Source organism: Massilia sp. YIM B02443, from assembly GCF_030411955.1.
Classification (GTDB): Bacteria; Pseudomonadota; Gammaproteobacteria; order Burkholderiales; family Burkholderiaceae_D; genus Telluria.
Window position 1 is genome coordinate 250,699 of record NZ_JASNRA010000004.1, and the last position, 11,245, is coordinate 261,943.

Below are 11,245 nucleotides of genomic sequence, written 5' to 3' on the forward strand. Positions count from 1 at the left end.
CGGCAAGGGTTACGACACTGACGTTAGCAATGGCGACACCCCGGAACCGGTCAACGGGCCGCCTGCTGCGGTTTGAACTTTGCGCAGTATATTTTGCTTTTGTCATTGGCGTACGCGATCGTGCTGCCCGGGTTGGACTTGCGCAAAGGGTAGCGCGAGCCATCGACCGGCCGGAACGCCGTGCCGGCGGCGCCGTGCACCGCTTTTTCGAGTTCCTCGGGCTTGCTCTCGGTGACGGCGGCGATGAATACCAGTTCGCTGCTGTCGTCGCTCACCATCACCTCTTTCACCTGGGCGCCCCACAGCGTGGCGTCGATGCGGAACCACCAGGCGCCGCCCTCGCGCTTGTAGGACGGGCCGAAGGACCGGGTCAGGTACTGGTAAAAATAGGCGTTGTTCAATTCGCCGCGGCACAGCAGCGCGCTGCCGATCACCGGGCCGAAGGTCGACGGCGCGGCCTGCGCCGGGAAGCTGGCCAGGGCCGCCGCCATGCCCACCCCGCACACCGCGAGGCCAAGCGCGCGCAGGCCGGCCCGGACCCATGGTCCGTTGCTGGACATCCTGCCTGGTTGCGCTGGTGCGACCTGCGGCGTACGCGGGTCCGGTTGGCGAATCACCCAAATCTCTCCCAAAACGATCCCGTCATTATGACACCCTGGCGCGCCATACGGTCAGCTCCGGAGGGCTTGCGCAGGCCTTGGCGCCGTCACGCAGCCGCATCCGCAACGGTGCTGTTGTGGTCGAGCCACACCATGCAGCCAAGCCCTTGTCTGCCTGTCAAAGCGCTTGGTGGCCGTGTGGTACGTTCGTCATCCACGCATCCTGTCGCGGCTGGATGCAGTTGATCCCGCCGAATCGTCGTTCCAGCGGTTTCGCCATGCACGGCGCCTTCCCTTGTCTTATCGTCCAGTCTCCGATCCACTTGAGAGCGACATCGAATTGCCATGCATATCGTCCTGAACCGCGCCCTTCCCGCCATCGCCGCCGCCCTGCTCGCCGCCGGCGCCGTCCACGCCGAGCCGAGCGCCGCCGCGATCACCGAGCAGCGCAGCGTCGGCGCCTTCAGCGCGATCGAACTGAGCGGCCCGTTCGACGTCGCGGTGCGCGCCGGCAGCGGCGCCGGCGTGACGCTCACCGGCGGGCGCGCGCAACTGGAGCAGATCGAGGTCCTGGTGCAGGACGGCACGCTGGTGGTGCGGCCGCTCTCGCGGGTCGGCTTTCATTTCGATTTCGGCAAGCGTCCCGAGCGCGTCACGATCAGCATCGGCGCGCCGCAGCTGGCCAGCCTGCGCGCGTCCGGCAGCGGCGACGTCACGCTCGACGGCATCAATGGCGAGCGCTTCACGCTCGGCGTCACTGGTCCGGGCGACCTGCGCGCCAGCGGCGCGGTGCGCGACCTGACGCTGACCGCGAGCGGCAGCGGCGACGCCGACCTGCGCCGGGTGCGCGCCACCAATGTCGACCTGACCATGTCGGGGCCGGGCGACGTGCGGCTGGCGCATATCGGCAACGACCTGCGCGCCAGGGTCAGCGGCTCGGGCGACCTCGATGCGGACGGCTTGCGCCTGGCGCGCCTGGACGCGCAACTGAGCGGCCCGGGCGACGTCAAGCTGGCCGGCAGCAGCCGCCAGATCCAGGCCAGGATGACCGGTTCGGGCAACCTTGATGCCTGCGAGCTGTCCGGCGAACTGGTCAACACGGTCCAGAGCGGACCCGGCGACGCCTGCATCGGCGGCCCGATCGCCAGGCTCGATAGCCAGATCACCGGCTCGGGCGGGCTGCAGGCCCCGGGCATGCAGGCGCGCGAGGCGGTGTTGCGCATGAAGGGTCCGGGCAATGCCAGGCTGGGCGGCACGGTCGGCAAGCTGCAGGCGGAACTGGGCGGCTCGGGCGAGCTCGAAGGCGACGCCCTGCGCGTGAGCAGCGCCGTGGTCAAGAGCAACGGTCCCGGCGACGTGGTGCTGGGGATGGTTGGCGACACGCTCGAGGCCCACATGAGCGGCTCGGGCGGGCTGAAAGCCACGCTCGACGGCAAGCGCCTGCTGCTCAATGCCAATGGTCCGGGCGGCGCCAAGGTGCAGGGCCGCGTGGGGCTGGTGCGGGCGCGCGTGAGCGGTTCCGGTTCGCTTGAGGGCCGCGACCTGAACGCGGAGCGCGCCGACATCGCGGTCAGCGGTCCGGGCAGCGCCAGGGTGAACCTGACCGGCGGCGCGCCCGCCGGCGGCCAGCTGCTGCTGGTGGACCGCAACGGCAGCCGCCACGCACCGCAATAATCGCCCGGCTCAGGCGCGCGCCAGCGCCTCGGCCAGCACCGCCTCGACGTCGGCCGGCAAGGCCGGCTTGAGCAGGTGGCGGTCGAACCCGGCCGCACGCGAGCGCGCCCGGTCTTCCTCGGCGCCCCAGCCGGTCAGCGCCACCAGCATTGCCCCGCCAATCTCGGGCGAAGCACGCAGGCGGCGCGCCGTCTCGTAGCCGTCCAGGCGCGGCATGCCGATGTCGAGGAACACCAGTTGCGGATCGAACTGCGACGCCACCGCCAGCGCGGCGACGCCGTCGTGCACCACGCGCGTCTCGTGTCCCGCGATCTCCAGCAGCGCCGCCAGCGTATGGGCGGCGTCGGCGTTGTCGTCGGCCACCAGCACGCGCAGGCGGCGGCCCGACTGCTTCCGTGCCGGAACGGCGTCGACGTGCGCCGCGTCCGGCGCGGCCGGCGTGGCGGCCACCAGCGGCAGGCGCACGGTGAAGGTGCTGCCCCGTCCCACGCCGTCGCTCGCCGCCAGCACGCTGCCGCCGTGCAGCTCGACCAGGCGCCGCACCAGCGACAGCCCGATCCCCAGCCCGCCGTTGGAGCGGGTCAGGCTGCGCTCGACCTGGGTGAACATATCGAACACCGCGCCCAGCGATTCGGCGCCGATGCCGATGCCGTTATCCTGCACCGAGATCGCCAGCGTCTCCCCTTCGATACGCGCCGCCAGCACGATGCGCCCGCCGTGCGGCGTGTACTTGGCCGCATTCGACAGCAGGTTGCTGACCACCTGGCTGATGCGCACCGGGTCGGCCTCGACCTCCAGCACCAGGTCGGGCACATCGACCTCGAGCCGGTGGCCGTTGGCGTCGATCAGCGGGCGGCTGGTCTCGACCGCGGTGGCGATCGCCTCGCGCAGGTCCACCTGGCGCATCTGCAGCACCAGCTTGCCGCTCGATACGCGCGCGATATCGAGCAGGTCGTTGACCAGATGGACCATGTGATTCACCTGGCGCTCCATCATGGCGCGCACGTTGTCGACCAGCGCCGGATTGGCGGGGCGGCCTGCCAGATTGGCGGCGGACTGCATGCGCATCAGTTCCAGCCCGTTGCGGATCGGCGCCAGCGGATTGCGCAGTTCGTGCGCCAGCGTGGCCAGGAACTCGGACTTGCGGCGGTCGGCGTCGCGCAGCGCCTCGGCCCCGCGCACCCGTTCGATGTGGGCCCAGCAGCGCTCCACCACCGCCTCCACCAGCGCCACCTCGCCCCGCGCCCAGCGCCGCGGCGCGTCCTGGTGCACCGCCATCATCGCCACCAGCCGCCCGCCCTTCACCAGCGGACAGCAGACGATGGCCTTGACGCCGATGCGGTTGAACATGGCGGCGCCGTCGGCCTCGCCCAGTTCGGCGTCGACGTCGTCGATCAGGAGCGTGCGGCCCTCGCGCATGGCAGTGCGCGCACGCGCGCCGAACAGGTCGAGCGAATACACGCCCACCGTGCTGGCCGCGCCCGGCGCGGTCCAGTCGTGGCGGATCGTGAAGCGGTCGTTGTCGGGTTCCAGGTCGGCATAGGCTACGCGCGTGACGCCCATCTGCCGGCCCAGCAGGCGCGTCGCTTCGCCCATGATGGTGGCCGGGTCGTGCGCCACGCGCGTCGCTTCGCCGATCGCGTCCAGCAGGCGCAGATGTTCGGCCGCCGCCAGCGCCTCTCGCGCGCTGGCGCGGGCGCTGCCCTCGGCCTGTTTATGACCGCTGATGTCCATGGTGGTGCCCACCAGCCGCGCCGGGCGGCCGTCGGCGCCCGGCAGCACCCGGCCGCGCGCCAGGATCCAGCGTTCGCGCCCGTCTTCCAGGCCGACGGTGCGGTATTCGTCCTGATAGCGCTGCTCGCCCGCGGGCGCCGCCACCAGCGCGCGCACCGCCGCCAGCACGCGTTCGCGGTCGTCCGGATGCAGGGCGCGCTCGATCATCTCGCTCGTCACCGGGCCTTCGGCCGGGATGCCGAAGTGCTCGCGGGCGCGCGCATTCCAGGCGATGCCCTTCCGCGGCAGCGTGTGGTCGAACAGGCCGAATTCGGCGGCGTCGGCGGCCTGCGTCAGCTTCTCGTTGCTGGTCGCCAGTTCGGCCAGCGCGGCGTCGCGCTCGCGCTGCGACACCACCTTCGACGTGGTTTCGGAACAGACGCACAGCACCCCGGCCACGGCGCCCGACTCGTCGCGGATCGGGCTCGACGAAAAGGTGGCGTACATGGTCTCGGGGTAGCCGTTGCGCTCGACCGTGAAGGCGCGGTCTTCGGCGTAGGTCGGCACGCCGCGCTGGGCGTCGTCCAGCGCCGGGCGCACCTGGTCCCAGGCCTCGGCCCAGACCACGCGGAACGGCTGGCCCAGGATGCGCTCGGGATGGGCGGCGCGCGCGCCCAGCAGCTGGCGGTAGCCGTCGTTGTACAGCAGGTGCAGCTGCGGGCCCCAGGCCACGTACATCGGGTGGCGCGCGCCGAGCAGGATGCTGACCGCCGTGCGCAGCGACTGCGGCCAGCCATCGAGTGGGCCGAGCGGGGTCGCGCCCCAGTCGAAAGAGCGCAGCAGCGCGCCCATGTCGCCGCCGCCGGCGGCGAAGGCCAGCTGCGGTTGGGGCTCGTGTTCGGGCTGCGGCTCCTGCCGGGTTGATGCAATAAACATGGATGATCGTTCGCTCGACTGCCGCCGCGCGGTGCGCGGACGTGGCAGGTGCGAACGATAACACTTTGCCAGCGCCACTGCCGCGGGGCACTGGCGTGCTGCCCGGGGCATCATCGCGCCCTGGCCACAGAGCATACCAATCGCGTCAAAAAGCATACCAATCAAATACCTGTTGACACACCGGAAACGCCTGCCTATAGTGCGCTGACCCTTTGCAGCCCATTTCCATCTCTACCATCACCGGTTCATGATCCACTATCTCATCGGCGTCGACGGCGGCGGCACCAAGACCCGCGTGCGCCTGGCGCGCCGCGACGGCACCGAACTGGCGAGCAGCCTGGGCGGCCCTTCGGCCCTGCGCCATGGCGTCGAGCGCGCCTGGAACACCGTCGACGGCGCCGTCGCGCAAGCGTTTGCGAGCATCGGCATCGACGCCATCCCGAAGTCCGAGTGCGCCATCGGCCTCGGCCTGGCTGGGGTGCACAACAAGGACTGGGCCGCCGCCTTCCGCGCCTTTGAGCACGGTTACGCGGCGGCGCTGCTCGACACCGACGCCTTCACCACCCTGATGGGCGCCCACAACGGCCGGCCCGGCGCCATCGTCGCCATCGGCACCGGCAGCGTCGGCGAAGTCCTGCTGCCGGATGGGCGCCGCATCGAGGTCGGCGGCTGGGGCTTCCCGGCCGGCGACGAAGCCAGCGGCGCCTGGATGGGCCTGCGCGCGCTGAACCACATCGAGCACGTGCTCGACGGCCGCACCGAAGGCGGCGCGTTTGCGCGCGCCGTGATCGAAGCCTGCGGCGGCAACCGCGACGCGCTCCAGGTCTGGCTCGGAAGAGCATCGCAGACCGAATACGCCAGCCTGGCGCGCTTCGTGGTGGAGTACGGATCGACCGACGCCACCGCGCGCGCCATCCTCGAGCACGCGGGCCGCGAAGCGTCCGAGATCGCGCACGCGCTCGACCCCGACGGCGCCCTGCCGCTGTCCCTGTGCGGCGGCCTGGGCGAAACCCTGCGCCTGTACCTGCCGGCCGACACGCTGGCGCGCTGCAGCCCGGCGCATGGCGACTCGGCCCACGGCGCGCTGCGCATGATTGCAGCCCACCTCAAGGAACACACTCTATGAACGGCAACATCCTCACTCCCGGCGGCTGGGTGCGCGGCACCTTGCGCCACGCTGCGCGCGTGGTCAGCATCGACGGCGTGCGCGCCGATCCGACGGCCAACGACGACGACTACATCCTGCCCGGCTTCATCGACGTCCACGTGCACGGCGGCGCCGGACGCGACATGATGGAAGGCGGCGACGCCCCACACGCGATCGCCGCCCTGCACGCCAAACATGGCACCACCAGCCTGCTGGCGACCACCATGACCGCGCCGCTGGAAGACATCGAACGCGCGCTGGCGGGGATCGGCGCCGCCTGCCGCGCACGCGGCAAGGGCGAGGCGCGCATCCTGGGCGTGCACCTGGAAGGGCCGTACATCAATTCCGGCAAGCTGGGCGCCCAGCCGCCGTTCGCGCGCGAAGCCAGCCTGGACGAAGTCAAGCGCTTCGACGCCCAGGCGCCGATGAAACTGATCACGGTGGCGCCCGAGATCGACGGCCACATGGAACTGGTGCGGATACTTGCCGACGCCGGCATCCGGGTCCAGGTCGGCCACACCAGCGGCGACTACGAGGTCGGCGTCGCCGCGCTGGCGCACGGCGCGGCCGGCTTCACCCACCTGTTCAACGCCATGCCCGGCCTGCACCACCGCGATCCCGGCATGGTCGGCGCCGCGCTGGCGCACGCCGAATACGCCGAGATCATCCCCGACCTGCTGCACGTGCATCCGGGCGCGATCAAGACCGCGCTGCGCTGCATCCCGAAGCTGTTCTGCGTCACCGATTCCACCGCCGCCGCCGGCATGCCGGACGGCGAATACATGCTGGGCCGCCAGGTCGTGTACAAGTGCATGGGCGGGGTGCGCCTGGCCGACGGCGGCCTGGCCGGCAGCACGCTGACCATGGACCAGGCGCTGCGCAATCTGGTGCAAATTGGACTGTCGCTGGAAGACGCCAGCCGGCGCGTCTCGACCAACGCCGCAGACTATCTGGGCGAAACCACGCGCGGACGCCTGGCGCCGGGCTGCCACGCCGATTTCGTGGTGCTGGACCGCGACTTGCAGATCAAGGCCGTCTACATCGAAGGAGAAATGGTATGACCCCCACCTCGCTGATGCTGCAGGAAGCCCTGAGCGCCGCCGACTGCGTGGCCGCCCAGCTGGCCCAGGACGCCGACCGCTACGCGGCGCTGGGCGCGACGCTGCGCGCGGCCAATCCGCACAGCGCGGTGACGGTGGCGCGCGGCAGCTCGGACCACGCGTCGAACTACCTGGCCTACCTGATCATGGCGCGCATGGGACGCCTGGTGACGTCGCTGCCGATGTCCCTGATCACGCTCTATAAATCGCCGCTGAAGACGGCCGACACGCTGGCGGTGTCGATCTCGCAGTCGGGCCAGAGCCCGGACGTGGTGGAGCCGATCGAGTACTTCCGCGCCGGCGGCGCCACCACGGTGGCCCTGGTCAACGACGCCGACTCGCCGCTGGCGCGCGCCGCCGAGTGGACCATGCCGCTGCATGCGGGCAAGGAACAGAGTGTGGCCGCCACCAAGAGCTTCATCGCCAGTCTGGTGGCCGGCGCGCGCCTGGTAGCCGAGTGGCAGATTGATGCCGAACTGAAGGACGGCATCGCCGCCCTGCCCGAGTCGCTGGCTGCCGCCGCCCAGGCCGACTGGTCGGCCGCGCTCGACGTGCTGACCCCGGCGCGCAACATCATGGTGGTGGGCCGCGGCATCAGCTTCCCGCTGGCGCTGGAGTCGGCGCTGAAATTCAAGGAAACCTCGGCGCTGCAGGCGGAAGCGTTTTCCGGCGCCGAGATCAAGCACGGCCCGATGGCGCTGATCGACGATGGCTATCCGCTCTTGATCTTCGCCACCCGCGGCCCGGCCCAGGCATCGCTGGTGGCGCTGGCCGACGAGATGCGCGGGCGCGGTGCGCGCGTGCTGCTGGCCGCGCCGGGCGATATCGCCAGCCGTGATCTCACCTTGCCGACCGCACGCATTCCCGACCTCGATCCGATCGCCGCGGTGCAGGCCTTCTACGTGATGGCGGCGCACCTGTCCAGGGCGCGCGGCCTCGATCCCGATCGTCCGCGCCACCTGAGCAAGGTCACCAGGACCAACTGAATAAAGTTGAGCACAGCGATGAACGACTACCTGGACCTGGCCGGCCAGCTGATGATGGTGCGCCTGTTCGGCACCGAACTCGATGCCGAGACCGACGCCTTCCTGCGCGCGCACCGCATCCGCGGCGCCTGCCTGTTCCGCCAGAACATGGTGGACGCGGCGCAGCTGACGCGCTTCACCGGCCGGCTCAAGGACGCGCTGGGACGGCAAGCCCTGATCGCACTCGACCAGGAAGGCGGCGCCGTGGTGCGCGCGACCTGGGTGCCGGCGCCGCCGAGCGCGATGGCGCTGGGCGCGGCCGACGACGCGATGCTCGCGCGCGAAGTCGGCGCGGCGGTGGCGCGCGCCGTGCGCTCGCTCGGCTTCAACTGGAACTTCGCGCCGGTGCTGGACCTGAACAACAACCCGCACAACCCGGTCATCGCCGAGCGCTCGTTCGGCGCGGATCCGGCGCAAGCCACGCGCATTGCGATGGCCTGGATGGCAGGCAGCGCAAGCGAAGGTGTGGCCTGCTGCGTCAAGCACTTCCCCGGTCACGGCGACACCCACGTCGATTCGCACCGCGACCTGCCCACCGTCGACAAGCCGCTCGAGGAACTGGAACGCTTCGAGTTCGCGCCATTTCGCATCGCCGCCGGCCAGGCCCCCGCGGTGATGACCGCCCACATCGTGTACCCGGCGCTCGACCCGGTCAACCCGGCCACCATGTCGCACGCGATCCTGAGCGGCATCCTGCGTGACGGATTCAACTACGAGGGCGTGATCATCACCGACGGCATGGACATGCACGCCATCGCCCACCGCTACGGCGCCGGCCAGGCCGCGGTGAATGCGCTGGTGGCGGGCGCCGACATGGTGATGGCGATCGGCGCGCGCGAGACCCAGCTGGAAACCGTGCACGCGATCGCGGCGGCGATCCGCGACGGCGTGCTGCCGCTGGCGCAGGTCGAGGAACGTTTGGCGCGCCTCGGCCGGCTGGCCGACCTGCACCCGGCCGGCGCGGTCGCCTATGCGGTCGAGCAGGACGACCGCGCCCTGATGGCGCGCGCCTGGCGCGCCGGCCTCACTGCCCTGCGTGATCCGCAGCGGCCCGCGCGCGGCAGCCGGGTGCGGCTGGTGGCGCGCGCCGACGTGGTCAGCGATGGCGTATCGGAAGCCGGCGTGCCGGCGGCCGCCATCGCCGCCGCATTGGGGAGGCTGTACGACGTCGAGCTGGTCACCTTCGCCGACGCCGAAAGCTTCGACTGGCACAGCCTGCCGCAGGACGGCCGCTTCACGATCCTGGCCTCGACCTCGCGCCGCCGCTATGGCGAACGTGCACGCGCGACCTGGCGGCCCGACCTGCACCTGGCGCTGTGGAACCCATACCAGGCGCTCGACTTCCCCTCGCCCGCGCTGCTGACCTACGGTTTCGCGCCGCCCGCGCTGGAGGCCGCGCTGGACTGGCTGGCGGGCGAGATCGACGCCGACGGCCGCTGCCCGGTGCCGGGCTTCGACTGACGGCCTGGCCCGGCGGTAACGCGATGTAACGGCGCGAGCGTCCGTGCCAGCTCTGCGGCACAATTGGCGCAGCCAGATTCTGGCCGATTTATGGGACAATGCACGTTTTGTCCGAGATTGGCATTTTTGCTATATTGGCGAAAGCGCATTTCGTCTAATTTTTGTCTTGATTGAAGGATACCCAATGTCCCAATTCCGTCTTGCCCGTCTTGGCCTGATGCTGGCCGCCGTTGGTCTGAGCACCCCGCTCCTGATGACGACCGCCCACGCCCAGGACAAGGCCGCCGCTCCGGCAGCCGCCGCGGCGCCGGCCGATACCGTGCGTCCCGAGCTGTTCAAGCTGCTCGATCCTGCAGCGATCAAGGCGCTGATGGATGCCAAGAACTACACCGAAGTGCAGAACCGCGTGACCCAGGCCGAAGCCGTGCCGAACCGCACGCCATACGAAGACTACGTGCTCAACCGCATGAAACTGTCGCTCGGTTCGACCACCAACAACAACGCGATCGCGATGCCGGCCCTGGAAGCGGTGATCAACTCGGGCCGCCTGACCCCGGCCGAGCAGACCAACTTCATCGAAGCGCTGGCCAATATGCACTACAACGCCAAGGATTATCCGAAGGCGATCGAGTGGTTCAAGCGCTATCAGAAAGAAAGCAGCACCCCGGAAAAGGTGCAGGGCTCGCTGGTGCGCGCCTACTACCTGAGCGGCGATAATGCCGGCGCCAAGGCGCTGCTGCTGCCGTCGATCGAAGCCGCCGAAAAGGCAGGCCGCACCCCGTCCGAGGAAGACCTGCGCCTGCTGGCCTCGTCCGCCATCAAGCAGAAGGATGATGCCGCTTACCTGGTGGCGCTGGAAAAACTGGCTGCCAACTACCCGAGCGACGAGATCTGGGTCGACGTGATCAACCGCGGCGTGGCGCGTAAACCTGGCTTCGACAACAACACCAACGCGATCAACTACCTGCGCCTGGAACTGGCCGCGGTCAAGAAGCTCGAAGCGCAGGAATACGTCGACCTGGCCGAACTGGCGCTGCGCGACGGCTTCCCGGCCGAAGCGAAAAAGGCGCTGGACGCCGGCTTCGCCGCAGGCGTGCTGAGTACCAAGGCGCACACCGCCCTGCGCGACAAGGCCAACAAGGGCGCTGCCGACGACGCCAAGAACATCGCCGCCGGCGAAGCCTCGGCCGCCAAGGCCAAGACCGGCGCCGGCCTGGTCAACCTGGGCTGGGCCTACGCCACCATGGACCAGGCCGACAAGGGCGTCGGCTTCATCCAGCAGGGTATCGCCAAGGGCGGCCTGAAGAACGCCGAAGAAGCCAAGCTGCGCCTGGGCATGGCGCAGGCGCGCGCCGGCAAGAACGCCGAAGCGATCGCCACCTTCCAGACCGTCAAGGGCGGCGGCGGCGCCGGCGACCTGGCCAAGTACTGGATCCTGCTGCTGCAGCAACAGCAGCGTGGCGGCGCCCAGACCGCGGCCAAGTAAGTCTTTCGGTTCACCACGACCCGCGAAGGCGGGCCGGGCTTTGTGCCCGGCCCGCTTTTTTTCTGGCGCTGTCACCGTAAGCTATTGATGGGTTTGATTGCGAT

Annotated in this window: 8 protein-coding genes; 6 read left to right on the plus strand and 2 right to left on the minus strand. The window is 70.0% G+C overall.

Translation table 11 applies throughout. From position 1 onward, the window contains the following. Positions 1-50: 50 nt before the first annotated feature. Positions 51-560 (minus strand): hypothetical protein, encoded by a 510-nt coding sequence (locus tag QPK27_RS06825; RefSeq protein WP_290417450.1) that lies wholly within the window; start codon positions 558-560, stop codon positions 51-53. Positions 561-944: 384 nt separating this feature from the next. Between QPK27_RS06825 and QPK27_RS06830 the strand changes: the two genes are divergently transcribed. Beyond that, positions 945-2,273, plus strand: a complete 1,329-nt coding sequence (locus tag QPK27_RS06830) for a head GIN domain-containing protein (protein ID WP_290417451.1) — start codon at positions 945-947, stop codon at positions 2,271-2,273. Positions 2,274-2,282: 9 nt separating this feature from the next. On the opposite strand, the gene QPK27_RS06835 is transcribed toward QPK27_RS06830, so the two are convergent. Further along, positions 2,283-4,922: an ATP-binding protein gene (locus QPK27_RS06835; protein ID WP_290417452.1), complete on the minus strand. Its 2,640-nt coding sequence runs from the start codon at positions 4,920-4,922 to the stop codon at positions 2,283-2,285. Between the two features lie 247 nt (positions 4,923-5,169). Here QPK27_RS06835 and QPK27_RS06840 point away from each other — a divergent pair, with 247 nt between their 5' ends. The 5 genes from QPK27_RS06840 to QPK27_RS06860 all read left to right on the plus strand — a co-directional run bounded on the left by QPK27_RS06840 (position 5,170) and on the right by QPK27_RS06860 (position 11,141). Continuing rightward, complete coding sequence (locus QPK27_RS06840) at positions 5,170-6,048, plus strand: BadF/BadG/BcrA/BcrD ATPase family protein (protein ID WP_290417453.1); 879 nt, start codon at positions 5,170-5,172, stop codon at positions 6,046-6,048. Continuing rightward, positions 6,045-7,130, plus strand: coding sequence for an N-acetylglucosamine-6-phosphate deacetylase (gene nagA, locus QPK27_RS06845; RefSeq protein ID WP_290417454.1), 1,086 nt, complete (start codon positions 6,045-6,047; stop codon positions 7,128-7,130). The genes QPK27_RS06840 and nagA overlap by 4 nt, the downstream gene beginning before the upstream one ends. Next, positions 7,127-8,155, plus strand: a complete 1,029-nt coding sequence (locus QPK27_RS06850) for an SIS domain-containing protein (protein ID WP_290417455.1) — start codon at positions 7,127-7,129, stop codon at positions 8,153-8,155. Before nagA ends, QPK27_RS06850 begins: the two co-directional genes overlap by 4 nt. Positions 8,156-8,173: 18 nt before the next feature. After that, on the plus strand, positions 8,174-9,655 hold the full coding sequence (locus tag QPK27_RS06855) for a glycoside hydrolase family 3 protein (RefSeq protein WP_290417456.1): 1,482 nt from the start codon (positions 8,174-8,176) through the stop codon (positions 9,653-9,655). A 184-nt stretch (positions 9,656-9,839) separates the two neighbouring features. After that, positions 9,840-11,141: a lipopolysaccharide assembly protein LapB gene (locus QPK27_RS06860; protein WP_290417457.1), complete on the plus strand. Its 1,302-nt coding sequence runs from the start codon at positions 9,840-9,842 to the stop codon at positions 11,139-11,141. Positions 11,142-11,245: the final 104 nt, after the last annotated feature.

What these genes read in the sequence shown, in the direction of transcription:
- QPK27_RS06825 (WP_290417450.1), bottom strand. Translation starts at nt 560, where the DNA reads ATGTCCAGCAACGGACCATGGGTCCGGGCCGGCCTGCGCGCGCTTGGC.
- QPK27_RS06830 (WP_290417451.1), top strand. Translation starts at nt 945, where the DNA reads ATGCATATCGTCCTGAACCGCGCCCTTCCCGCCATCGCCGCCGCCCTG.
- QPK27_RS06835 (WP_290417452.1), bottom strand. Translation starts at nt 4,922, where the DNA reads ATGTTTATTGCATCAACCCGGCAGGAGCCGCAGCCCGAACACGAGCCC.
- QPK27_RS06840 (WP_290417453.1), top strand. Translation starts at nt 5,170, where the DNA reads ATGATCCACTATCTCATCGGCGTCGACGGCGGCGGCACCAAGACCCGC.
- nagA (WP_290417454.1), top strand. Translation starts at nt 6,045, where the DNA reads ATGAACGGCAACATCCTCACTCCCGGCGGCTGGGTGCGCGGCACCTTG.
- QPK27_RS06850 (WP_290417455.1), top strand. Translation starts at nt 7,127, where the DNA reads ATGACCCCCACCTCGCTGATGCTGCAGGAAGCCCTGAGCGCCGCCGAC.
- QPK27_RS06855 (WP_290417456.1), top strand. Translation starts at nt 8,174, where the DNA reads ATGAACGACTACCTGGACCTGGCCGGCCAGCTGATGATGGTGCGCCTG.
- QPK27_RS06860 (WP_290417457.1), top strand. Translation starts at nt 9,840, where the DNA reads ATGTCCCAATTCCGTCTTGCCCGTCTTGGCCTGATGCTGGCCGCCGTT.